This window comes from Stenotrophomonas sp. SAU14A_NAIMI4_5 (genome assembly GCF_003086795.1).
Classification (GTDB): domain Bacteria; phylum Pseudomonadota; class Gammaproteobacteria; order Xanthomonadales; family Xanthomonadaceae; genus Stenotrophomonas.
The window spans coordinates 3,437,301-3,461,535 of the sequence record NZ_CP026003.1; the positions used below are offsets into that span (position 1 = coordinate 3,437,301).

The 24,235-nt window shown below is 65.6% G+C and carries 21 protein-coding genes; 12 read left to right on the top strand and 9 right to left on the bottom strand.

Annotation, left to right across the window (positions count from 1 at the left end; translation table 11 throughout):
* Nucleotides 1-19: 19 nt before the first annotated feature.
* A complete protein-coding gene (locus C1925_RS15940; RefSeq protein ID WP_108769733.1) occupies nucleotides 20-343 on the bottom strand; it encodes a DNA primase in 324 nt (107 codons plus the stop codon).
* A gap of 16 nt (nucleotides 344-359) precedes the next feature.
* Nucleotides 360-2,111 carry an aspartate--tRNA ligase gene (gene aspS / locus C1925_RS15945; protein ID WP_108769734.1) on the bottom strand — a complete coding sequence of 584 codons (1,752 nt, stop codon included), beginning with the start codon at nucleotides 2,109-2,111 and terminating at the stop codon, nucleotides 360-362.
* 158 nt (nucleotides 2,112-2,269) lie between these two features.
* Here aspS and C1925_RS15950 point away from each other — a divergent pair, with 158 nt between their 5' ends.
* Nucleotides 2,270-3,010 (top strand): DUF3011 domain-containing protein, encoded by a 741-nt coding sequence (locus C1925_RS15950; RefSeq protein ID WP_108769735.1) that lies wholly within the window; start codon nucleotides 2,270-2,272, stop codon nucleotides 3,008-3,010.
* A gap of 92 nt (nucleotides 3,011-3,102) precedes the next feature.
* On the opposite strand, the gene C1925_RS15955 is transcribed toward C1925_RS15950, so the two are convergent.
* From C1925_RS15955 to C1925_RS15965, 3 genes are all read right to left on the bottom strand, one after another.
* On the bottom strand, nucleotides 3,103-3,744 hold the full coding sequence (locus C1925_RS15955; RefSeq protein WP_108769736.1) for a hypothetical protein: 642 nt from the start codon (nucleotides 3,742-3,744) through the stop codon (nucleotides 3,103-3,105).
* Nucleotides 3,745-3,804: 60 nt separating this feature from the next.
* Nucleotides 3,805-4,710 carry a L2 family extended-spectrum class A beta-lactamase gene (gene blaL2, locus C1925_RS15960; protein ID WP_108769737.1) on the bottom strand — a complete coding sequence of 302 codons (906 nt, stop codon included), beginning with the start codon at nucleotides 4,708-4,710 and terminating at the stop codon, nucleotides 3,805-3,807.
* Between the two features lie 79 nt (nucleotides 4,711-4,789).
* Nucleotides 4,790-5,653: a hypothetical protein gene (locus C1925_RS15965; RefSeq protein WP_159097539.1), complete on the bottom strand. Its 864-nt coding sequence runs from the start codon at nucleotides 5,651-5,653 to the stop codon at nucleotides 4,790-4,792.
* 230 nt (nucleotides 5,654-5,883) lie between these two features.
* Here C1925_RS15965 and ampR point away from each other — a divergent pair, with 230 nt between their 5' ends.
* Nucleotides 5,884-6,750 carry a LysR family transcriptional regulator AmpR gene (gene ampR, locus C1925_RS15970; RefSeq protein WP_108769739.1) on the top strand — a complete coding sequence of 289 codons (867 nt, stop codon included), beginning with the start codon at nucleotides 5,884-5,886 and terminating at the stop codon, nucleotides 6,748-6,750.
* Between the two features lie 75 nt (nucleotides 6,751-6,825).
* On the opposite strand, the gene C1925_RS15975 is transcribed toward ampR, so the two are convergent.
* Nucleotides 6,826-8,691: an ABC-F family ATP-binding cassette domain-containing protein gene (locus tag C1925_RS15975; protein WP_108769740.1), complete on the bottom strand. Its 1,866-nt coding sequence runs from the start codon at nucleotides 8,689-8,691 to the stop codon at nucleotides 6,826-6,828.
* Between the two features lie 336 nt (nucleotides 8,692-9,027).
* On the opposite strand from C1925_RS15975, the gene C1925_RS15980 reads away from it, so the two are divergent.
* Entirely contained in the window at nucleotides 9,028-11,415 is a 2,388-nt protein-coding gene (locus tag C1925_RS15980; protein ID WP_108769741.1) for a TonB-dependent receptor, read from the top strand.
* 220 nt (nucleotides 11,416-11,635) lie between these two features.
* Nucleotides 11,636-13,333, top strand: coding sequence for a YbaL family putative K(+) efflux transporter (gene ybaL, locus C1925_RS15985; protein WP_108769742.1), 1,698 nt, complete (start codon nucleotides 11,636-11,638; stop codon nucleotides 13,331-13,333).
* A 487-nt stretch (nucleotides 13,334-13,820) separates the two neighbouring features.
* Here ybaL and C1925_RS15990 read toward each other — a convergent pair whose 3' ends face one another.
* Nucleotides 13,821-15,107: an aminotransferase class V-fold PLP-dependent enzyme gene (locus C1925_RS15990; RefSeq protein WP_108769743.1), complete on the bottom strand. Its 1,287-nt coding sequence runs from the start codon at nucleotides 15,105-15,107 to the stop codon at nucleotides 13,821-13,823.
* Between the two features lie 91 nt (nucleotides 15,108-15,198).
* On the bottom strand, nucleotides 15,199-15,759 hold the full coding sequence (locus C1925_RS15995; protein WP_254051336.1) for a hypothetical protein: 561 nt from the start codon (nucleotides 15,757-15,759) through the stop codon (nucleotides 15,199-15,201).
* A 381-nt stretch (nucleotides 15,760-16,140) separates the two neighbouring features.
* On the opposite strand from C1925_RS15995, the gene C1925_RS21000 reads away from it, so the two are divergent.
* The 7 genes from C1925_RS21000 to C1925_RS16025 all read left to right on the top strand — a co-directional run bounded on the left by C1925_RS21000 (nucleotide 16,141) and on the right by C1925_RS16025 (nucleotide 20,883).
* Entirely contained in the window at nucleotides 16,141-16,803 is a 663-nt protein-coding gene (locus C1925_RS21000) for a hypothetical protein (protein ID WP_159097540.1), read from the top strand.
* Entirely contained in the window at nucleotides 16,800-17,306 is a 507-nt protein-coding gene (locus C1925_RS16000) for a hypothetical protein (protein WP_108769744.1), read from the top strand. Before C1925_RS21000 ends, C1925_RS16000 begins: the two co-directional genes overlap by 4 nt.
* Entirely contained in the window at nucleotides 17,257-18,036 is a 780-nt protein-coding gene (locus tag C1925_RS16005; protein WP_159097541.1) for a hypothetical protein, read from the top strand. The genes C1925_RS16000 and C1925_RS16005 overlap by 50 nt, the downstream gene beginning before the upstream one ends.
* Before the next feature lie 18 nt (nucleotides 18,037-18,054).
* A complete protein-coding gene (locus tag C1925_RS16010; RefSeq protein WP_108769746.1) occupies nucleotides 18,055-18,276 on the top strand; it encodes a hypothetical protein in 222 nt (73 codons plus the stop codon).
* A gap of 103 nt (nucleotides 18,277-18,379) precedes the next feature.
* Nucleotides 18,380-19,036 carry a hypothetical protein gene (locus C1925_RS16015; protein WP_159097542.1) on the top strand — a complete coding sequence of 219 codons (657 nt, stop codon included), beginning with the start codon at nucleotides 18,380-18,382 and terminating at the stop codon, nucleotides 19,034-19,036.
* A complete protein-coding gene (locus tag C1925_RS16020; protein ID WP_108769748.1) occupies nucleotides 19,033-20,289 on the top strand; it encodes a hemolysin in 1,257 nt (418 codons plus the stop codon). Before C1925_RS16015 ends, C1925_RS16020 begins: the two co-directional genes overlap by 4 nt.
* Before the next feature lie 60 nt (nucleotides 20,290-20,349).
* Nucleotides 20,350-20,883: a hypothetical protein gene (locus tag C1925_RS16025; RefSeq protein ID WP_159097543.1), complete on the top strand. Its 534-nt coding sequence runs from the start codon at nucleotides 20,350-20,352 to the stop codon at nucleotides 20,881-20,883.
* A gap of 21 nt (nucleotides 20,884-20,904) precedes the next feature.
* On the opposite strand, the gene clpB is transcribed toward C1925_RS16025, so the two are convergent.
* Nucleotides 20,905-23,490 (bottom strand): ATP-dependent chaperone ClpB, encoded by a 2,586-nt coding sequence (gene clpB / locus C1925_RS16030; protein ID WP_108769750.1) that lies wholly within the window; start codon nucleotides 23,488-23,490, stop codon nucleotides 20,905-20,907.
* Nucleotides 23,491-23,719: 229 nt separating this feature from the next.
* On the opposite strand from clpB, the gene C1925_RS16035 reads away from it, so the two are divergent.
* Nucleotides 23,720-24,235 (top strand): sigma-70 family RNA polymerase sigma factor, encoded by a 516-nt coding sequence (locus C1925_RS16035; RefSeq protein ID WP_254051337.1) that lies wholly within the window; start codon nucleotides 23,720-23,722, stop codon nucleotides 24,233-24,235.

The window sequence follows — 24,235 nt, forward strand, 5'->3', positions numbered from 1 at the left end:
GCCAGGGCGACGGTCGGGGTCAAGCCCGTTCCGACGACTCGGTTTCGTCCTCTTCTTCCTCGTCCTCTTCCTCGTATTCCTCTTCGTCCTCGTCCTCGCCTTCTTCTTCCTCGTCCTCGTCGAACTCTTCCTCTTCGTCGTCCTCGTAATCCTCGACGCCGAAGTCTTCACCGTCCCAACGGCCTTCGCCGTCGGCGACGAAGGTCAGGGCCATCGCCGCCGGGTTGTTTCCGACACGGACCAGCCAACCACCGAAGACGCGTGCACGCTCGGTGACCAGGTTGGCCTCGGAGCCTTCATTGCCCAGCTTTTCCCACTCCAGCGAAAACGCAAACTCGGTCATTGCCTGGATCTCCTGATCAGTTGGTCTTGGGGCGAACCTGGATGTGCACTTCGGCCAGCTGCGTATCGACGATCGGCGACGGCGCATCGGTCATCAGGTCCTGCGCACCGGTGGTCTTCGGGAACGGGATGACGTCGCGGATCGACTCGGTGCCGGCCATCAGGGCGGCGATGCGGTCGATGCCGAAGGCGATGCCGCCGTGCGGCGGTGCGCCGTAGTTCAACGCGTCGAGCAGGAAGCCGAACTTGGCACGGGCCTCTTCGGCACCGATGCCCAGCAGCTCGAACACTGCGCTCTGCATGTCCGGGCGGTGGATACGGATCGAGCCGCCGCCGATTTCATTGCCGTTGAGCACCATGTCGTAGCCGCGCGACACGGCGGTACGGGCGTTGGCGCGCAGGTCGGCGATGTCATCCACGGCCGGCGCGGTGAAGGGGTGATGCAGGGCGACGTAGCGCTGGTCTTCGTCGTCCCATTCGAACATCGGGAAGTCGGTGACCCACAGCGGGGCCCAGCCGTCGGCGACCAGGCCGAAGTCCTTGCCGGCCTTCAGGCGCAGGGCGCCCATGAAGTCGGACACCTTGTTGTAGCCACCGGCACCGAAGAACACGATGTCGCCGTTGCCGGCGCCGACGTGGGCGACCAGGGCGGCGAACGATGCTTCGCTGAAGAACTTCTGGATCGGCGAGCTGACTTCGCCGTTGTCGGCGATCTTGATGTAGGCCAGGCCCTTGGCGCCGTACTTGGCGGCGTGCGCGGCGTACTCGTCGATCTGCTTGCGCGACAGGGTGGCGCCACCCGGGATGCGCAGCGCGGCCACGCGGCCTTCGGCGTCATTGGCCGGGCCGGTGAACACGGCGAACTCGCTGTCCTTGACCAGCTCGGCCACGTCCACCAGTTCCAGCGCGATGCGCAGGTCCGGCTTGTCCGAACCGTAGCGACGCATCGCCTCGGCCCAGGTCATGCGCGGGAAGGTGGCGGCCAGCTCGACGTCGACCACTTCCTTGAAGATGGCGCGGATCATCGACTCGACGAAGTCCTGCACGTCCTGCTCGCGGACGAAGGCGAATTCCATGTCCAGCTGGGTGAATTCCAGCTGGCGGTCGGCACGCAGGGCCTCGTCGCGGAAGCAGCGCGCGATCTGGTAGTAACGGTCGAAGCCGGCCACCATCAGGATCTGCTTGAACAGCTGCGGGCTCTGCGGCAGGGCGTAGAACTCGCCCGGGTGCATGCGCGCCGGCACCAGGAAGTCGCGGGCGCCTTCCGGGGTGGCCTTGGTCAGGATCGGGGTTTCGATGTCCTGGAAGCCGCGCTCGTCCAGGTGGCGGCGCAGGGCCTGCACCAGCTTGATGCGGGTGCGCTGCATGCGCTGCATTTCCGGGCGGCGCAGGTCCAGGTAGCGGTACTTCAGGCGGGTGTCTTCGCCCGGGTTCTCATGCGCGTGGAACGGCAGCGGGGCGGCCTTGTTCAGCACGGTGATGGCGGTGGCGATCACTTCCACCTTGCCGGTGGCGATCTTGTCGTTCACCGCGTGGCGGGCGCGCACCACGCCTTCGACCTGCAGCACGTCCTCGTAGCCCAGCGAGGCGGCCACGGCGAACACTTCGGCGTTGTCGACCTCGACGGTCACCTGCACGATGCCTTCATGATCGCGGAGATCGATGAAGCAGACGCCGCCCTGGTTACGGGCCACGTCGGTCCAGCCGGCGAGGGTGACAGTCTGGCCAATCAGGGTCTCATCGACCAGGCCGCAGAAGTGGGTACGCATGGGGGGAAGCTCCGCTGGAGAACGCCGGCGCCCGACGGGGACCGGAAAGCCCCGTATTCTGCGGCCGAGGCCCCGGCCGGGGCAAATGCGGACAGTCACACGGGCTTTATCCGCCCCGTCCTTATAGTCGCGCACCACACACCGTATGGGGATTCGCCATGAAACCGCTGTCCCTGGCCAGCCTGGCCCTGACCTTGTCCGTGGGCGGCCTTGCCGGCTTCGCCCTGCCCGTCGCCCCCGCCGCTGCGCAGAACGGCGTCGTCCGCTGCGAGAGCCAGAACAACCGCGAGCGGGTCTGCAACACCGGCTGGCGCAGCGCGCAGATGGTGCGCCAGCTGTCCGGCTCATCCTGCGTGGAGGGCCGCACCTGGGGCAGCCGCAACGGTAGCATCTGGGTCACCAATGGCTGCCGGGCCGAGTTCGTCGAGGGCCGCGGCGGCTGGGGCGGTGGCAATGGCGGCAATTGGGGCGGCGGCAGCGGCGGCACCATCCGCTGCGAGAGCCAGGACAACCGCGAGCGCACCTGCCCGACCAACTGGCGCGGCGCGACCCTGGTCCGGCAGATTTCCGGCTCGGCCTGCGTGGAGGGCCAGACCTGGGGCGTGCGCCGCGGCAGCATCTGGGTCAACCGCGGCTGCCGCGGCGAGTTCGCCGAATCGCGTGGCGGCTGGGGCGGCGGCAATGGCGGCAACTGGGGCGGCGGCAACAGCAACTACTCCGTCACCTGCAGCAGCAACAACAATCGCACCCAGAACTGCGACTGGGATGAACGCCAGGGTCGCCCGGTGCTGCAGCAGCAGCTGTCCGGCAGCGCCTGCCAGGAAGGCCGCAGCTGGGGCTATTCGCGTGGGCAGGTGTGGGTGAGCAACGGCTGCCGGGCGCGCTTCGGTACCCGTTGAGCGGTAGCGCCGGGCCATGCCCGGCGAGCGCAGCAGCGCGGTCAAGCACAGAAAAGCCGCCGGGCATGGCCCGGCGCTACCGGATAGAGCGGTCAGGGCGCGGCCGGGGCCTGGTCGCCCCACGGGGCCGGCGGCAGCGGCACCGGCTTGCTGAGGTCGAATTCGACGCGGAAGCGGCGCCCCTCCGGCCGGGTCAGCTCATAGACGAAGCGCTGGTCCGGCTCGATCTCCATCGCCCAGGTGTTGTGGGTCGAGGCCAGCATGTCGGCGCGGCGGAACATCGCCACCGATTCGCCATCGGCCGGGAACTGCTGGCGCTCGGCGGTGCCCGGCGGCTTGCTGTCGCCGCCATACAGGGTGATCGCATCCGGGCTGCCATCGGCATGGCGGTGGTCGTGCTTGAGCTTCAGCCCGTTCTCAGTGCGGGTAACGATCCAGGTCCGCGAATGGTCATCGCCGACGTGGAAGGGGATGCGCAGTTCGTGCCCCGGGTCGGCACAGCCACGCACATGCATCACCAGGCGCTTGCCGGCGAAGGGATCCTCGCCGGTCGGTGCGGGGGTGTCTTCCACCACTTTGCCGGCGTAGGCCTGCCCGCAGTGGGCGGCGATGGCCGCCATGAACGCATCGGCCGGGGCCGTGGACAGGTCGTGGTTGATCGCAGGCGGCTGCTGCGAACAGGCGGCCAGGGTGCACAGCGCGGCAACGGAAAGCAGAGGGGCACGTACATTCATGCCCCAACCCTAACGGCCATGCCCGGCAGGCGCAAACCGCAGCGCCCTGCTGCGGGGGTCTCAGGCAATCATCGCGTCGGCCAGCGCACCGACCCGCGCCAGCACCGCCGCGCGCTGGTCATCGTCCACCGAGGCCCCCTGCAGATACGCCGTCACCACCCACGGCGTACCGCCGGCACGCGGCCACAGCACGGCGATGTCGTTGCGGGTGTCCTCGCCATTGCTGCCGGTCTTGTCACCCACCCGCCAGCGTTTGCCGAGGCCGGCACGCAGGCAGGCATCGCCGGTCTGGTTGTCGATCAGCCAGTCGGCGAGCTGCAGCCGGGATTTTTCCGACAGACCATCCCCCACTGCGAAGCGGGCCAGGCTGGTCGCCATCGCCGCGGGGCTGGTGGTGTCGCGCGGATCATCCTTGGCGAACCGGTTCATGTCCGGCTCGTAACGGTCGTTGCGGGTGACCGTGTCACCCTGCGCGCGCAGGAAGGCGGTCAGCGCCGACGGGCCACCATTCACGCCCAGCAGCAGGTTGGCAGCGGTGTTGTCGCTGGTGGTCAGCGTTCCGCGGCACAGGTCGCGCACGCTCAGGTCCTTGCCGACGTGGCGGCGGGCCACCGGGGCGTAGGACAGCAGGTCTTTTTCCGCGATCGGCACGCGGGTGTCCAGCGAGACGCGGCCGGCGTCGGCCAGGCTCAGCACGTGGGCCACCAGCATCGATTTGAACGTGCTGCACATCGGGAAGCGCTCGTCCTGGCGATGCCCGCCGATGCGACGGCCACTGCCGGTGTCGAGCACGGTCACGCCCAGGCGGCCACCACTGGCTTTTTCCAGCGCGGCGAAATCGGCGGCGCTGGCAATCGCGGCAGGCGCACCGGGCGCGGGGCCAGCGGCCCGCGCCATTGCGGGCGCAAGCAGGGAAGATGCGAGGGCGGCACCACTGAACTGCAGGAATCGGCGACGGGCGTGCATGGGCGGGCTCTTCGGGGACATGCGAGCATCTTTCCTGATGCAGAACCCAGCGACCAGCTGATTCTCGTTCATGCTGCCATCAAGGTTTCTCATCACGAGAAACGCGTTTCAATCGCTTGTCCAGGCTTGCGGGACAAAAACTCGCCCCGGCCCTCGCTGCATCCACCTTGGTCGCGTCGATCACCGCCCCTGGTATGACCCGGATCAATCGGCTGGCAAGCAGGACTTCTACATGCCGCTCCGGAATGACGGCGCAATAGGTTCCGCCGCACTCGATAAGGGGCGCCTGGATCGGTTCGCCCCCGCCTACAGATTGGTACTCCGCCCAGGCAATTGATCCGGGATCCTTCGCGCAGAACTGCAGCGCACTCCGCTCGCCCACAGATTCAAAGGGCACTGCGACCATCATCAGACCGAACAATGCCACCACTGCAATCATCACCAGGGCCAACGCAACGGTCACGGGACCTGCGATCCACATGAACACCGCGCCCAGCAGCCGGCCATACCAGGGCCAGGTCATTGGAGGACGGCGCAGAGTCGCACGGATCTGCTCGGCCAGCGCCCCCACCCTGCTTGCCGGCCCACTTGCGGCACCCACCGGTGATTTTCTGAACAGGGGGCCCCATAAGGGCGAAGACAACGCCGTTGCTGCAACGAGCAGCAGCACCCACCAGGTTTCACGAGCCATTGAGTACAAGCCGGGGCCGATGTTCTCCAGCACGGTAGCGCTGAAACCAACCCATCCATGGGCAATCATCAGTTCAAGTCCGCCGCTGTCGATGGGGAACTGGAGCGGATCGATGCCGAACGTTCCCAGATACGCACTGCGGTAAAGGCTGCCCTGCAGAGACAACACCGCCGTAGCGATGGCGAGGAAAATACCCGATGTGACTGCAAACCGTCCCATGCGGCCCATGAAAGTGGGTTCAACCGTACTCATCCAGTGCTCCCTGGTAGCAATTTCGTCCGTGCGCTGACGGTCAGCGTACCGGTGGGGCCATGGCCTCCAACCGCCAAACTGCAGAATTTCGTAGAAGTCCTATATCGACGCATCCGCAGGAATCTGGAGCGACATGAATTTTTCTTGTGCCTTCTGCAAGAAAACCCCCATGCATTGCAGATGACGCCCGCATTGCTACGATCAGCCATCATCGCTGCTCACACCTGCGCATGTTGCATCCTACCCTGCCGCTCAACGCCCTGCGCGCCTTCGAGGCCGCCGCCCGGCACCAGAACTTCACCCGCGCGGCCCTGGAGCTGTGCGTCAGCCAGGCCGCGCTCAGCCACCAGATCCGCGGGCTGGAAGACCGGCTGGGCATCCGCCTGTTCCACCGCCTGCCGCGCGGGGTGGCCCTCACCGACGAGGGCGCGGCGCTGTTCCCGGTGCTCAATGAGTCCTTCGAGCGCATCTCGGCCAGCATCGCCCGCTACACCGGTGGCCCGGCGCGCGAAGTGCTGACCCTGGGCGTGGTCGGCACCTTCGCCACCGGTTGGCTGCTGCCGCGGCTGGCGGCCTTTGAAGCGGCGCACCCGGATATCGAGCTGCGCCTGCAGACCCACAACAACCGAATCGATTTGGCTGGCGAGGGCCTGGACCTGGCGATCCGCTTCGGCGACGGCGACTGGCAGGGCCAGGCCTGTACGGCGATCCTCGATGCGCCGTTCGCGCCGTTGTGTGCACCAGCGCTGGCGCGACGGCTGAAGCAGCCGCGCGACCTGGGCACCGTGCCGCTGCTGCGCTCCTACCGCAGCGACGAATGGCCGCGCTGGCTGCAGACGGCCGGGGTGAGCGGCGTTGAAGCGCGTGGCCCGGTATTCGATTCGTCTCTGACCGTGGCGATGGCCGCGGCTGGCGGCGCCGGCGTCGCCCTGCTGCCGCTGCGCATGTTCGAGCAGGAACTGGCCGAAGGCCGCCTGCTGCAGCCGTTCGCGACCACGCTGGAACTGGGCCGCTACTGGCTGACGCGGCTGCGCTCGCGCGCCGAACGCGAACCCGCCCGCCGCTTCCGCGAGTGGCTGCAGGCGCAGGGCGGGTAACCTCGCCGGGCATGGCCCGGCGCTACCTTCATCGGCGGCAATGGTAGCGCCGGGCCATGCCCGGCGAACGCGGGGTTACGACTCAAGCAGCTCCATCCACGCGGCTTCGGCTTTTTCCAGCTGCGCGGCAGTGGTTTCGCGGTCGCGGCCGAGCACGGCCATGCGGGTGGCATCGGCGTAGTTGGCCGGGTCGGCCAGCTGGCGGTCCAGCTCGGCAAGGCTGTTTTCCAGCTCGGACACCTTGGTTTCGGCCGCGGCCAGCTTGTGCGGGTTGGCCGGCTTCTTCTGCACCACCTGCGCCACCGGGGCGGTCTTGACCACCACCGGCTCTTCCACCTGCTCCATGCGCGCCTTGGTGCCCTGCGCCTGCGGACGGGTACGCAGCCAGGCGGCGTAGGCATCGAGGTCGCCGTCGAACGGCTCGACCACGCCATCGGCCACGCGCCAGAAGGTGTCGCAGACCAGGCCGATCAGGTGGCGGTCATGCGAGACCATCACGATGGCGCCGTCGAAATCAGCCAGCGCTTCGGCCAGCGCTTCGCGCATTTCCAGGTCAAGGTGGTTGGTCGGTTCGTCGAGCAGCAGCACGTTCGGCTGCTGCCACGCGATCAGCGCCAGCGCCAGGCGCGCGCGCTCACCACCGGAGAAGCCATCGACCGGTTCGAACGCGCGGTCACCGGGGAAATTCCACTTGCCAAGGAAATCGCGGAACGACTGGTTCGGCGCATCCGGGGCGATCTCGCGGAAGTGCTCCATCGGCGACTGGCCTTCGTGCAGCGATTCCACCGTGTGCTGGGCGAAGTAGCCGATCTTCAGGTCCGGGTGCGCCGAGCGCTCGCCGGCAATCGGCATCAGCTCGCCCACCAGGGTCTTCACCAGGGTGGTCTTACCGGCACCGTTGGGGCCGAGCAGGCCGATGCGCTGGCCCGCTTCCAGGCCGAAGCCGACGTTGTGCAGGATCACCGCATCGGCGCCGTAGCCGGCCTCGACGTGGTTCAGGCGGATCAGCGAGAACGGCAGCTTGGCCGGCGGTGCGAACTCGATGCGGAACTCGCGCTCGGCACGCACCGCTTCGGTACCGGCCAGCTTGGCCAGGCGCTTCATGCGGCTCTGCGCCTGCGCGGCCTTGCTGGCCTGCGCCTTGAAGCGGTCGATGAAGCTCTGCAGGTGGGCGCGCTCGGCCTGTTCCTTCTCGTGCGCGATCTGCTGCTGGCGCAGCTGTTCGGCGCGCTGGCGCTCGAAATCGGTGTAGCCGCCCGGGTAGAGCTTGGCGCCGCCACCATGCAGGTGCAGGGTGTGGGTGGCCACGTTGTCCAGGAACTCGCGGTCATGCGAGATCAGCAGCAGGGTGCCCGGGTACTTCAGCAGCCACTGTTCCAGCCAGTACACCGCGTCCAGGTCGAGGTGGTTGGTCGGTTCGTCGAGCAGCAGCAGGTCGCTGGGCATCATCAGCGCGCGTGCCAGGTTCAGGCGCACGCGCCAGCCGCCGGAGAACGAGGACACCGCGCGGTGGTGGGTCTCGGCCGGGAAGCCCAGGCCGTGCAGCAGCTTGCCGGCACGCGCTTCGGCGTCGTAGGCGTTCAGCTCGGCCATGCGCGTATGCGCCTCGGCCACGGCTTCCCAGTCTTCACGGGCGGTAGCGTCGGCCTCGGCGGCCAGCACCGCGGCCACCTCGGTATCGCCGCCCAGCACGAAGCTCAGCGCAGGGTCGGGCAGCGACGGGGTTTCCTGGGCGACGCTGGCGATGCGCACCTTGCCGGGCAGGTCGACGTCGCCCTTGTCCGCCTCCAGCTCGCCCTTCACCGCCGCGAACAGGCTGGACTTGCCAGCACCGTTGCGGCCGACCACACCCACCCGGTAACCGGCGTGCAGGGTCAGGTCGACATTGGACAACAGCAGCCGCTCGCCGCGGCGCAAGGCGAAATTACGAAGCGAAATCATCGGGGAAGGCGTCCATATAACCGAATGGAATGTGCTGGTGAGCACTGTTCCTGCGACGCAATTCTAGCGTTAACGAATACTTGACGCGCCCCGGGAAGCGACGCGGTCGCTCCACATCTCTCCCTCGTCGAGTCCGCGCGCCTCCCGGGCCCCTCCCCCGCCAATGCCCGCCACAGCTAAATGCTTGCTTTTGCAACGTTTTTTCACATGACGCGCATTTGACAGCTGCTTAAATTCCCGTTAATTGCTGTATTGCGCACCGCAACAACCGTCGTCCGCCTCACCCCCGTGATGTCGATTCCGGTGCCAGTTCCCGCCAACCGGAGCCCCACCCCGATGAACCGCAAGACCAGCCTGATCGCCGCCGCCATCGCTGTCGCACTCGGTGGCGCTTCGTTCGCCGCTGCTGCCCAGCAGACCGGCACCGCCGCCAACACCCTCGATACGGTGATCGTCACCGGTACCCGCGTGGCCGACCGTACGGTCGCCGAGTCGCAGTCGCCGATCGACATCATCACCCCGGAAATCCTGCAGTCCACCGGTTCCGGCGAACTGGCCACCGCGCTGTCGCGCGCCCTGCCCTCGCTGAACTTCCCGCGCCCGGCCCTGACCGACGGCACCAGCGGCGTGCGCCCGGCGCAGCTGCGCGGCCTCTCGCCGGACCAGGTGCTGGTGCTGGTGAACGGCAAGCGCCAGCACACCTCGGCGATGATCAACGTCAACGGCACCATCGGCCGTGGCTCCTCCGCGGTGGACATCAATGCCATCCCGATCGCCGCCATCGAGCGTGTGGAAGTGCTGCGTGACGGCGCCTCGGCCCAGTACGGCTCGGACGCCATCGCCGGCGTCATCAACATCGTGCTGAAGGGCAGCGGCAGTGGCGGCAGCCTGGCCGTGGACTACGGCCAGTACTCGGCCGGTGACGGCAACAAGTACCAGCTCTCCGGCGACACCGGCGTCGAGTTCGCCAACGGCCGTGGCCGCGTGCACGTCGCCGGCCAGATCAGCCAGCAGGACGAAAGCAACCGCGCCGGCCCGTACCGTGGCACCACTCCGAACACCGGCAATTTCCCGGCCATCGGTGAAACCACCTTCGTCGTCGGCGACCCGCGCGTGGACGCCACCGCGGCCTCGCTCAACGGCAGCTTCGATTTCAGCGACCACGTGACCGGCTACGCCAGCGCGCTGCTCAGCAACCGCGACATCACCTCGTTCGCGTTCTACCGCTCGCCCAACCACAGCAGCCAGACCGCGCTGCTGTCGCAGATCTACCCGGACGGCTACGTGCCGGAGATCAACCAGTACTCGAAGGACCGCTCGCTGGTGGCCGGCGTCAAGGGCAACACCGACAGCGGCTGGACCTGGGACCTCAGCCTGAACCACGGCGAGAACACCCTGGACTTCAACACCCGCAACAGCATCAACTACAGCCTGGGCACCACCAGCCCGCGCTCGTTCTACGACGGCACGCTGAAGTACCAGCAGGACATCTTCAATGCCGACTTCACCAAGTCGCTGGACTGGGGCCTGGCCTATCCGGTCACCCTGTCCTTCGGTGGTGAATACCGCAAGGAAAAGTGGGACCAGAACCCGGGCGAACTGAACTCCTACACCGGCACCGGTGCGCAGGGCTTCGCCGGCTTCACCCCCACCAATGAAGTGCACGCCGACCGCCACAACTACGCCGTCTATGCCGGCCTGGAAGCGGATCTGACGGACAAGTTCTCCGCCGGCGTGACCGGCCGCTACGAGGATTACTCGGACTTCGGTGACCGCTTCTCCGGCAAGCTGTCGGCGCGCTATGCCTTCACCGACAAGGTCGCGCTGCGTGCCACCGCCTCCAGCGGTTTCCGCGCCCCGTCGCTGGCCCAGCAGGGTTACCAGGCGGTGACCAGCCAGTTCACCAACGGCGTGTTCGTCGAACGCGGCACCTTCCCCACCACCAGCCAGGCCGCACAGGCGCTGGGCGCTTCGCCGCTGAAGGCGGAAACGTCCACGTCCTACAGCCTGGGCCTGGTGCTGCAGCCGGTGGACCGCCTGTACATCACCGTCGATGCGTACCAGATCGACATCGACAACCGCATCGCGCTGTCGTCCAGCATCACCACCAACGCCGCCACCAGCGCACTGCTGGGCACGCTGGGCCTGCCGCAGGTGACCGCGTTCTCGTACTTCACCAACGGCCTGGACACCCGCACCCGCGGTGTTGATTTCGTCTCCAGCTACACCGTGCCGTTCGCGGCCAGCAGCCTGGAACTGACCGCGGCCTACAGCTACAACGACACCAAGGTGCAGCGCGTCGGCGGCACCCCGGCCGTGTTCGGCACCCTGGGCCTGACCCAGTCGCTGATCGGCCGTGATGAGATCGGCCGCATCGAGGACAGCTACCCGCGCGACAAGACCGTGCTGAGCGGCACCTGGCGTTCGGACCACTGGGAACTGGGCCTGGCTGCCACCCACTACGGCGAGTTCACCGTGCGCAACTCGGCTACCGCCCTGCGCGACCAGACCTACGGCGACAAGTGGGTGCTGGACGCGTCGGTGAGCTACAAGCCGAGCAGCAACTGGACCCTGACCTTGGGCGCCGACAACCTGCTGGACGAGTACCCGGACCGCACCGAAGACCTGCAGAACTCGACCTTCGGCATGCTGCCCTACAGCAACTACTCGCCGTTCGGCTTCAACGGCGCGTATGTGTACGGCCGCATCAAGTACAACTGGTAAGGGGTAACGGGCATCTCGGTGGTAGTGCCGGCCGCTGGCCGGCAGACCCTTGCCGTATCTGGAGGAGAGCCCCTTCTTGTTGAAGGGGCGCGCCGAAGGCGGGGGTAGAGGAGAAATGCGTGGGCAAACCCGACGGCCGCGGCACGTGGCCGGCGGGTTTGCCGTATGTGGCCGCATCGGTGAAAATCGGGGCATCCCCCCCGATTTCCTGCGAGTGCCGATGCACCATGACACCGACCTGATCAACATCGTGGCCGTTGGCCTGGGGCTCGCCTTCATCTTCGGCGCGCTGGCCAACAAGCTGCGCTTGTCTCCTCTGGTCGGGTATCTGGTGGCTGGCATCTGCGTCGGCCCGTTCACCCCCGGCTTCGTCGCCGACCAGGCGCTGGCCAACCAGCTGGCCGAACTTGGCGTGATGCTGCTGATGTTCGGCGTCGGCCTGCACTTCTCGCTGAAGGACCTGATGGCGGTGAAGGCCATCGCCATCCCCGGTGCCATCGGCCAGATCGCCGTGGCCACCCTGCTGGGCTGGGGCGTGGCCTGGCTGATGGGCTGGCCGGCCCTGCACGGGGTCATCTTCGGTTTCTCGCTGGCTACCGCCAGTACCGTGGTGCTGCTGCGGGCGATGGAAGAACGCCGCCTGCTGGAAACCCTGCGCGGCAAGATCGCCGTGGGCTGGCTGATCGTCGAGGACCTGGCCTGCGTCCTGGCACTGGTGATGATGCCGGTGCTGGCCGGTGTGTTCGGCCCCGACGCCGCCAAGGAAACCCACACCCTCGGCAGCGTGCTGGCCGACATCGGCTGGACCTTCGTGCAGCTGGGCCTGTTCGTGGCGGTGATGCTGGTGGTCGGCCGCCGGGTCATTCCGTGGATCCTGGAGCGCATCGCCGGCACCGGTTCGCGCGAGCTGTTCACCCTGTCGGTGCTGGCCATCGCGCTGGGCGTGGCGTTCGGCTCGGCCATGCTGTTCGGCGTGTCCTTCGCGCTGGGCGCGTTCTTCGCCGGCATGCTGCTCAACGAATCCGAACTGAGCCACAAGGCGGCGCACGATTCGCTGCCGCTGCGCGATGCGTTCGCGGTGCTGTTCTTCGTGTCGGTCGGCATGCTGTTCGACCCCAACATCATCGTGCAGCACCCCTGGCAGGTGCTGGCGACGGTGGCGATCATCATGTTCGGCAAGTCGGCGGCAGCGTTCTTCATCGTGCGCGCCTTCGGCCACCCGACCAGCACGGCGCTGACCATCTCGGCCAGCCTGGCGCAGATCGGCGAATTCGCCTTCATCATCGCCGGCCTCGGCGTGGCGCTGCAGATCCTGCCCAAGGAAGGCCAGTCGTTGGTGCTGGCCGGTGCGCTGGTGTCGATCATGCTCAATCCGCTGGTGTTCGGCCTCCTGGACCGCTGGCAGGCCAAGCAGGAGCAGTCGCCGCAGGCGGCCGAGCCCGAAGAGGCCACCGGCCCCTCGCGCGACCTGCATGGCCACGCCATCGTGATCGGCTACGGCCGCGTGGGCAGCGAGCTGGCGCAGGTGCTGCGCGACCGTGGCGTGCCGGTGCTGGTGATCGATGACAACAAGGAACACGTCGAGCAGGCGCACGCCAAGGGCCTGGCGGCGATCCGCGGCAGTGCCGCCGCCGACCGGGTGCTGGCCGAGGCCCATCCGGAGCGCGCGAAGATCGCGGTGCTGGCCATTCCGCAACCGCTGGAAGCCGGTGAGGCGCTGGCCAAGCTGCGGGCGATCAATCCGGACCTGACCCTGCTGGCCCGGGCGCACAGCGATGCGGAAGTGAAGCATCTGCTGGAACACGGTGCCGATGGCACGGTGATGGCCGAGCGCGAGCTGGCGTATTCGCTGGCGGAGATGATCATGTCGACGCCGCCGTACCGGAACCTGGGGCAGCACAGCATCCCGGTGGTTTAAGGGGTGGGGCGTGGCAGGGCTTGCAGCCCTGCACCTGCTGAATCAACGTCAACTTCAACGTCAAAAGCTGACTGTCCGTGGGATGGCGGGGCGGGTCCGGTGGCAGGGGACGCCGTAAACCCATCCATGGGGGCTTGGTCGCGGCATCCATGCCGCTCACACCCCTGCCACCGGACCCACCCCGCCTTCGACACTTTCCCGCGGCTGTCGGAAATGCTGATGTTGGAACTGCTGATGTTGGTGGGTGCCGACCGTTGGTCGGCACGGGGTCGGATCCCGTTGCTGCGTAACGGGCTCTGACCTGGATCTGCACTGGTAGGTGTCGACCTTGGTCGACACAAAAAAATCCCCGGCGGGCCCGCACCCGTCGGGGATTCGTCTTGCTGGGATTGCCAGTTCTGCCACGCCTTGGAGAGGCAGTTCCACCGTAACCCATCCTGCCCCGTGTGGTGATCGCCGCTGGCGATGACGACCAAGCCTGCAGCTATCAGGCCGCCGCCAGCGCCTGCTCCAGGTCGGCGCGCAGGTCGCCGATGTGTTCGATACCGATCGACAGCCGCACGGTGTCCTCGCTGACGCCGGCACGGGCCAGTTCGTCGGCATCCAGCTGGCGGTGCGTGGTCGAGGCCGGATGCGTGGCCAGCGATTTTGCGTCGCCGAGGTTCACCAGGCGGGTGAACAGCTTGAGCGCATCCAGAAAGCGTGCGCCTGCATCGCGGCCACCAGGCAGGCCGAAGGTCAGCACACCAGAGCCGTGCCCGCCCAGATAGCGCTGCGCGGCGGCATGTTCGGGGTCGTCGGCCAGGCCGGCATAACGCACCCACGCCACCTTGGCGTGCGCCTGCAGGTACTGCGCCACCGCAAGTGCGTTGGCGTTGATCCGCTCCATGCGCAGGGCCAGGGTTTCGATGCCCTGCAGGATCAGGAAGGCATTGAACGGCGACAGCGCTGCACCCGTGTTGCGCAACGGCACCACCCGCGCGCGGCCGATGTACGCCGCCGGGCCAAGCGCTTCGGTGTAGACCACGCCGTGGTAGCTGGGGTCGGGTTCGTTCAAGCGGGCGAAGCGCGTGCGCTGCGCGGCCCAGTCGAAGCGGCCCGAATCAACGATCGCGCCACCCAGGCTGGTGCCATGGCCGCCCAGATACTTCGTCAGCGAATGCACCACGATGTCGGCGCCGTGCTCGAACGGGCGCAGCAGGAACGGCGTGGCCACGGTGTTGTCGACGATCAGCGGCACGCCGGCCGCATGCGCCACCTCGGCGATCGCGGCGATGTCGGTGACATTCCCGCGCGGGTTGCCGATGGATTCGACGAACACAGCCTTGGTGCGTTCGTCGATGAGCGCGGCGAACGCAGCAGGGTCCGCCGGATCTGCGAAGCGCGCGGTGATGCCGTACTGCGGCAGGGTGTGCGCCAGCAGGTTGAGACTGCCGCCATACAGCGCGCTGGCTGCCACGATGTTGTCGCCGGCCTCGGCGATGGTCTGGATGGCATAAGTGATGGCCGCCTGCCCCGAGGCCAGCGCCAGTGCACCGATGCCGCCTTCCAGCTCGGCCAGGCGCTGTTCCAGCACATCGGTGGTGGGGTTCATGATGCGGGTGTAGATGTTGCCCGGCACCTTCAGGTCGAACAGGTCCGCGCCGTGCTGGGTGTCATCGAAGGCGTAGGCCACGGTCTGGTAGATCGGCACCGCCACCGCACGCGTGGTCGGGTCGGGCCGGTAGCCGCCATGCACGGCCAGGGTTTCCAGTCGCCACTGCGGGTCACTCATCGCACCTGACTCCATCCGGGAAACGGCCACCATAGGGCAGCCGTGTCGCGCGGGTCAGACCCACTGGCAATCAGGCCCTTACTGCGGGTTATCAGCGGCCGTCGCCCGGGCACGCAGGCCCCTCGCCGCTACCGCACAACATCACGCCACTGAGCCACTTCACCCAGGTCACCACGTCAGCTTCCTTCACCTCGGTGCGGAACGCCTTCTGCACGGTGTAGAAGCCCTCCTGCCCCTGGATGCCCTTGATCCAGGAGGTTTCCGGCTTGCCGGTAGCGGGGTTGAGTGGGCAACTGAGCATCAGCACCGCCATCGGGCGGCCGTGTTCCTGACCCTCACGCAGCCAGTTCGCCTGCGTGTCCGGGCAGGCACCGCGCCAGCCGGCTTCCATGAAGCCGAGAAAGTCTCGTGGTGAGACCCCCGCAGAATTCGGCGCGATATTGACCGTGATCATGTCGGTCCAGGCTTCCACCGTCTGCCCCTTGGGCACGAACTCGGTGATGTCGCCGGTCTTCGGATCAGACGCCTCAAAGGCTTTGACATAGCCATCGAACCTTGGCATCAGCACCTGTTCGCCGGACGCCATCGCGGTGGCGGACATCAGGCTCGTGGCCAGTGCGAAACACAACGGGGCAGTACGGAACATCTTCATGGAACTCCTTCTCCTGAAAAATAAGAACGTCATGTCAGACGGCATCTGTCTGACTGGCGAACAGCATTACGCCGACTATCCGCACCGCGCCAGCAGAATTTCCTCGTATCAAGATCGTGGCCACTGCAGACACGGGGCAGAGCCGCCCCACACGTGCATGGGTGCAGTCGCAAAGAGGGTAGACCGAGGCAAATACGACATCGACTGGGTCGGTTGTGATCGCGCCACTGACGCATTTGACCGACAGGTATGGCGCCTGAATCTGATCCAAGCCTTAACGATGTGATTTTCATCACAGAATCTTGATTGAGGCCTTGTCGATTTGATTGCCGCCCATCCCCAGCCGTATTGTGGAGACATTCAAGGATGCTGAGCCGGTTGATGATGGAACTCGACGGACATCAAATCAATGCGCGTGTTGCCTGCCGCGCGCTCTGCCCTCTACTTCTGGCATCACTGCCGCTGCTGACCGCGTGCGGGAGCAAGGAGCGCGCACCGCCGCCGTATGAAGCCAATCCTTCGCCGAAAGAGGCGTATGAGGTGGTGGTTACTACGCATGATGCGCCAGAGGACATGTATGCATCGTCCGCAACAGTGACCTACGCGATTGAAAACGAGGACTGTCTTCCGCCAATAGAAAACTTCGAAGGGGTCCGCTATGAACCGGACACGCACACTTTGGAAGTTCCAATCAAGAGGACGGGAAAACGCGAGTACACCGGAATTTTCTTCAGCGACGGCATGCTGGAACAGGACTACTACAGACGCGGTAAGTGTCGATGGTCCGTACAGACAGTAGGAGCTGTTCTCAAGACCCCTGCTTCCAAGGCCTACACGTACTTCACCATACTTACGCCCCTCGTCAAGAAAGAAGCCGTAACAAGGTACGCACTGAAGGAAATCCGCCCTTGGAAGAACGACGGACAGGTCTATCGATCAAGGGACTGGTCACAAGAGATGTTCGACGAAGAAGTATCTCCACTGGAACATGAAAAATTCTTCTCGTACAGCATATCGGCTGGCGAAAGGAAACCCCAACCATGAGCAGGAACGCTGCGGCAGATCTCTCATTCCACACCTACAGCGCGCCAGCGCCCACTCCGGACGGCAGCCCGCCTCGGGCTGAGGCCGGAGGTGAGATATTCGAGATAGTTGGCCACCTCGACAGACCCAGCGGCTACCAAGGGTCCATCTACAGAAGTGTGAGGACAGGCGACTTCGTCGTAGCTCACCGTGGCACCGAGTTCGACCGCGAGTTGCTGAAGGATGGCGCGGTCGATCTCGGCATGGTCACGACGCGATTCAACGCTCAAGTCAAGGATGCTTTGGAGCTGACACGACAGGCCAAGGAAATGGCCGAACGAGATGGCACCAAACTCTCGGTGACCGGCCACTCGCTCGGCGCGTGCATGGCACAAGTCACCGGACATCATTACAACCTCCCGGGCGAAGGATTCAACCCGTATGGTGCGGCCAGCCTGGGCTATCGCATCCCGAGTGGCCAGCCTGCGAATGCGGCCCTTCGTCAATCATGTCACCGCCGGTGACTTCGTCAGCGCCGCAGGCAAGCATTACGGCAGCATTGAGATGTATGCCGCGCCTGGAGAGCTCACCCTGTTGCGTAATGCGGAGCTCGCCTCCCGCCTGGCCGGCGGACTAGGCGGCACAGGTGGCAACCCCCTGCCATCACTCGCTCTGTCCGATTCGCACCGGATGAAGCACTTTGTCGATCGCGTCGAGAATGGCGTCGAGATCAAGTCGGTGCTGGATGACCCTTCGGCGCGGATCACAGATCCCGAGGATCAGCGCAGGGTCGATGCCTATCGAACAAGCATCCATCAGATGCGCGCCACCGCGACGGTGATTACCCGTGGCCCGCCCGGCCTGGTGCTGGACGCCGTCGACAAACTCCGCGGCCCGGATGAACCCGGTGCCTCCGCCGGGCGCCAGGCGGAGGCAGCAAGGCTTGCCGCGCATCCGTTCAATCCGGCCGAGCAACGCAATGCGCCGGGCTCCCACGGCGGACCGCTACGCGAGCAGCCAGAGTTCCAGACGGCCTCCCCGTTGGGCCAGCGCTTGAATGAACTGCTCAACGCAGCCCCCGACCGTTTCAAGGTCCTCAACCAGCAGATGTCCACGCTCAATGCTGGCCAGGCGCTGGACCAGCAGGCGCAGTCCCAGGTGGATGCCGAGGACCGGGCGCGCCCGCACAGCCAGAAACAGGTCGCCCAGCAGGCCGCACAACAGGAACAGGCAGCCTCGGCCATGCACCGTTGACCCAGCGGAGACACGCTCATGGATGAACGCGAACTGGAAGATCTGATCAGCAAGACCGCCCTGCTGCTGGAGCGCTACCAGCGGATGTGCACGGACATGGGCCAGCAGCACTCGCAGCTGTCGGCCGCGTTGAGCGGGCTTGCACCGTCACTACCCGCGCAGTTCCTGGCCAGCGCCGATGCTGCCGTAGCTAGGCTGAGCCGCGGCGCCGTGACAGCACTGCCTGAATTTGGCTACTGACATGTGATGGCCATCACACATTCCGCCACAGAGCCATGTCGATTTGAAAAGACCCCATTCGCAGCCGTATCGTTTGGGCACTAAAAGGACGCTCGACCGGATGATGAAGGAACTCGAAGGGAAGTTGTTCAGTGCGCTGGGTATCCCGCAGGCACTTTACGCGTTGCTCCTGACGTTGCCGCTGCTTGCGGCGTGTGCAAGCAAGGAGCGCACGCCGCCGCCGTATGAGGCCAATCCGTCGCCGAAGGAGGCGTACGAGGTCGTCATCACGACGCATGACGCGCCTGAGGATATGTTCCTGTCAACCGTCGCGGTGGGTTATGTGATCGCGGATGAGAGCTGCCTGCCGCCCATCGACAACTTCGAGGGCGTCAGGTACGGGATCGAAAAGCATCTGCTCACGATTCCCTTCAGGAAGATTGCTCCAGATAAATATGTCGGAACCTATTTCCGCGATGGAATGGCGAGCAAGGACTACTTTGGCCATGGCGTCTGCTCATGGGACGTCCAGTACGTCGGCGCAAGCCTCAAGACACGCCGCACTGAATCCTTCACTTACTTCAGCATCAGCACAACGCCGGAAAAGAAAAAAGTCACCCGTTACAACTCAAAGGAGATCAGGCCACTTCTGGATGACGGTCAGATCTATCCCGCCAGTGACTTCTCTGAGTCCAGATTTGAGAAGGAAATCAGCGCCACCGACCGAAGTAAATTTTTCTCGTACAGCATATCAATCATCACAAGGAAGGATGAAGAATGAACTCTAGAATCCATGCCGGATTGTCTGACGCAACTTATCAAGCTCCCAAGAGGGACAAGGATGGGGAGCCTGAGCACATCAACATCGGCGATCAGGAATTCGTTCCTGTAAAGCATATGGACCTGCCAAGCGGCTATCAGGGCACAATCTATAAAAACGTGGAAACCGGCGATTACGTCGTCGCTCATCGCGGCACCGAATTTGACCGCGAGCCGCTCAAGGACGGCGCGATCGACCTCGGGATGGTCACCACCCGCTTCAATGGACAATTGAAGGACGCCCTGGAACTCACGCGTGAGGCCAAGGAAATGGCTGACCGCGATGGTACGAAAGTATCCGTCACCGGACACTCGCTCGGGGGAGCTCTGGCCCAGGTCACCGCGCACCATTACAACCTGCCCGGCGAAGCCTTCAATCCCTATGGCGCCAACAGCCTGGGTTATCGCATTCCAGCAGGCCAGCCCACGAACGCTGCGCCTTTCACCAATCATGTAATGGCCGGTGATTTCGTCAGTGCGGGGGGCAGGCATTACGGCAGTGTCGAGATGTACGCGCTTCCCAGCGAGCTGAGGACGCTGCGCCATGCCGATTTCGCTTCCCGCGTGCTTGGCGGAGTAGCCAGCGAGGCCATTAAACCCCTCGCAGCAGGTGCGCTGGGTGATTCCCATCGGATGAAGCACTTTGTCGATCACGTTGAAAATGGCGTACAGGTCAAATCGGTGCTCGAAAATCCCTCGGCGCGCATCACCGATCCTGACGACCAGCGCCGCGTCGATGCCTATCGCACCAGCATTCACCAAGTGCGTTCCACCGCCACGGTGATTGCTCGCGGGGCTCCCGGCCTTGCAATGGATGCCGTGGATGCAATCCGTGGTCCGGATGAGTCAGGTGCCTACGCACAGCGCCAAGCAGCCGCCAAGCACGCAACTCCTGCGTTCAACCCTGCCGAGCACCGCAATGCCCCCGGCTCCGACGGCGGACCCAGGCGGGAAAACCCCAGCTTCCACAGCGAGTCCCCCCTGGGGAATCGATTGAATGACCTGCTCAACGCAGATCCCGATCGCTTCAAGGTTCTCAACCAACAGGCGTCCACGCTCAATGCCGGGCAGGCGCTGGATACCCAGGTGCGCAACCAGGCAAACGCCGAGGAACGGGCGCGCGAGCACGCGCAGAGCTCGGCCCAGCAGCCGCAGCAGCAGGCCGCCCAGCAGACAAGCCAACAAGAACACGCTGCATCGGCCGTGGGCCGTTGAAGTACCGGAGACAGCTTCATGGATGAACGGCAACTCGAAGACCTGATCAGCAAGACGGCCTTGCTGATGGAGCGCTACCAACGACTGTGCACGGAAATGAGCGAGCAGCAGACACAGCTCTCAACCGCACTGAACGGGTTGACGCAGTCGCTGCCCGGCCAGCTTCGTGCCGGCACCGATGCCGCCATTGCCGGCCTCAGCGGCGAGGGCGCTGCGGCCGTCAAGCAGGCCTTGCTGGGGCCGGTGGGTGCGTATGAGCAGCAACTGGCCGCATCGGCCGACCATGTCGGTCGCAGCATCGATGGATTGTCTGCCGAGGTGAAGCGCCTGCAGCTGGCTTCACGCGGTGTGCTGTGGAAGAGCCTGGCCATCACCGTGGCCGCAGTTGCGGTGCTGCTGGGCGGCGCCGTCTGGCTGGGGGGGCGCTACCAGACGGAGATCGAACGCAGCCAGATCGAGGCCGACCTGCTGCGCGCCTACAACCGCGCCGATGTGGTGCTGTGCGGAAAGGAGCAGTTGTGCGCCAACGTGGAAACGCGCGGCGCGGGCATGGGTGAAAACGGGCGGTACCGGGTGGTGCGTCCCCGCCAATAGGCGGGGACGGCCACGACGTGATTACGCCTTCGCAAACACCAGATGGCCACTCTCGTTGCCGACCTCGATGGTGTCGCCGTTGACGAAGGCCCCCGAGAGGATCTTCTGTGCCAGCGGGTTCTCCAGCTGTGCCTGGATCGCACGCTTCAGCGGGCGCGCGCCGTACACCGGATCGAAGCCGACGTTGCCGAGCAGGTCGAACGCTGCATCGGACACCACCAGCTTCAAGCCACGCTCGGCCAGGCGCCGCTCCAGGCCACGCATCTGGATGCGCGCGATCTGCTTGATCTGCTGCTTGTCCAGCGGGTGGAACACCACGATGTCGTCCAGGCGGTTGATGAACTCCGGACGGAAGTGCGCCTGCACCACGCCCATCACCGCGGCCTTCATCTGCGTGTAGGCCTCCGGGCTGTCATCGCTGCCCATGTCCTGGATCTGGTGCGAGCCCAGGTTGGAGGTCATCACGATGACGGTGTTGCGGAAGTCCACGGTGCGGCCCTGGCCATCGGTCAGGCGGCCATCGTCCAGCACCTGCAGCAGGATGTTGAACACATCCGGGTGGGCCTTCTCCACCTCGTCCAGCAGGATCAGCGAGTACGGGCGACGGCGCACGGCCTCGGTCAGGTAGCCACCTTCCTCGTAGCCCACGTAACCCGGGGGCGCACCGATCAGGCGGGCGACGCTGTGCTTCTCCATGAACTCGCTCATGTCGATGCGGATCATCGCGTCGGCACTGTCGAACAGGAATTCGGCCAGCGACTTGCACAGCTCGGTCTTGCCCACGCCGGTCGGGCCGAGGAACAGGAACGAGCCACCCGGACGGTTCGGATCGGACAGGCCGGCGCGCGAACGACGCACCGCATCGGAAACGACCTTGATCGCCTCTTCCTGGCCGACCACGCGGTTGTGCAGCACGTCTTCCATGCGCAGCAGCTTGTCGCGCTCGCCTTCCAGCATCTTGTTGACCGGGATGCCGGTCCAGCGCGAGACGACCTCGGCGATCTCCTCGTCAGTAACCTTGTCCTGCACCAGCTTGAAGTCGTTGGCATCCAGTTCCTGCGCAGCGGCCAGCTGCTTTTCCAGCTGCGGCAGCAGGCCGTACTGGATCTCGCTCATGCGGGCGAAATCCTGGCGGCGCTGCGCGGCTTCCAGATCGAGCTTCGCCTGCTCGACCTGCTCCTTGATCTTGGTCGCGCCCTGCAGCGCAGCCTTCTCCGACTTCCAGATTTCATTGAGGTCGGAGAACTCGCGCTCCAGACCCTCGATGTCATTTTCCAGGTCGGCCAGGCGCTGCCGCGAGGCATCGTCCTTTTCCTTCTTCAGCATCTCGCGCTGGATCTTCAGCTGGATCACCCGGCGTTCCAGGCGGTCCAGTTCCTCCGGCTTGGAGTCGATTTCCATGCGCAGGCGCGAGGCGGCCTCGTCCATCAGGTCGATGGCCTTGTCCGGCAGCTGGCGGTCGGTGATGTAACGGTTGGACAGCGTGGCGGCGGCAACGATGGCCGGATCGGTGATCTCCACGCCGTGGTGCACTGCATACTTTTCCTTCAGGCCACGCAGGATCGCGATGGTGTCCTCCACCGACGGCTCACCCACGAACACCTTCTGGAAGCGACGCTCCAGGGCGGCATCCTTTTCGATGTATTTGCGGTACTCGTCCAGCGTGGTGGCACCCACGCAGTGCAGCTCGCCACGGGCCAGCGCCGGCTTGAGCATGTTGCCCGCGTCCATCGCGCCGTCGGCCTTGCCCGCGCCGACCATGGTATGCAGCTCGTCGATGAACAGGATGATCTGCCCTTCGCTCTTGGCCAGGTCGTTGAGCACACCCTTCAGCCGCTCTTCGAATTCACCGCGGAACTTGGCGCCGGCGATCAGCGCGCCCATGTCCAGCGACAGCACGCGCTTGCCGCGCAGGCCCTCGGGCACTTCGTCGTTGATGATGCGCTGGGCCAGGCCCTCCACGATCGCGGTCTTGCCCACGCCGGGCTCGCCGATCAGCACCGGGTTGTTCTTGGTGCGGCGCTGCAGGACCTGGATGGTGCGACGGATTTCCTCATCGCGGCCGATCACCGGGTCCAGCTTGCCGCTCTCGGCGCGCGCGGTGAGGTCGATGGTGTACTTCTCCAGCGCCTGCCGCTGTTCTTCGGCGTTTTCCGACTGCACGTTCTCGCCGCCACGCAGCTTGTCGATGGCGGTCTGCAGGCGCGCCTTGTCGGCGCCGGCGGCGCGCAGCGCCATGCCCAGCGTGCCGCTGTCTTCCAGCGCGGCCAGCACGAACCACTCGCTGGCGATGAAGGCATCGCCGTTCTGCTGGGCCAGCTTGTCGGTGTGGTTGAGCAGGCGCCCGAGGTCATTGCCCATCGACACGTTGCCGGCCTGGCCGGATACCTTCGGCAGCGCATCCAGCGCCTCAGTCAGGCGCTCGCGCAGCACCGGCACGTTCACGCCGGCCTGGGCCAGCAACGGGCGCGTGCTGCCGCCCTGCTGGTCCAGCAGCGCGCTGAACAGGTGAGCAGGTTCGATGATGCTGTTGTCGCGGCCCACGGCCAGCGACTGCGCGTCGGCCAGCGCCTGCTGGAAACGCGAGGTGAGCTTGTCCATCCGCATTGCGAATCCTCATCGGTCATCAGTGCCGGCCGCGCCGGCGATGCAGGGAAGATGCGGTTGCCCCACCCGGTTTCAAGGGTGGCTGCGACTGCACCGTGGGGTCGGTCAGCCTGCGGCAAGCATGCGCCTGCGGCCGTGGGCAGCGCGTTGATCCCGCGCAATCCGTGCGCAGGGGCTGGCACCCGGCACCCGCCGATGCCATACTTGCGAATCCTTCTCATTTCGATCCATGCGCGACCGCGCCTTCCGCATGCACGCACACGACGAGCAACTCGGCACGCTGTACCGCGACCACCACCGGTGGCTGCAGGGCTGGCTGAGCGGCCGCGTAGGCAATCGCGATGTAGCCGATGACCTCACCCAGGACACCTTCGCGCGCCTGCTGCAGGGCCGCGATCTGGCCGCGCTGCGCGAGCCGCGCGCGTTCCTGACCACCGTGGCGCGCGGGCTGGCCGCCAACTGGTTCCGCCGCCAGGCACTGGAACGCGCCTACCTGGAGTACCTGGCGCAGTTCCCCGAACCGGTGCTGCCCTCGCTGGAGGAGCAGGCACTGGTGCGCGAAGCGCTGCAGCAGATCGACGCGATGCTCGATGGGCTGCCGGCGATGGCGCGCCGCGTGTTCCTGCTGGCGCAGTTCGATGGCCTGCGCTACGAGGCCATCAGCGCGCAGCTGGGGCTGTCACTGTCCACGGTGAAGCGGCACATGAAGCGCGCACTGATGGGCTGCCTGGCGCACGCCTGCTGA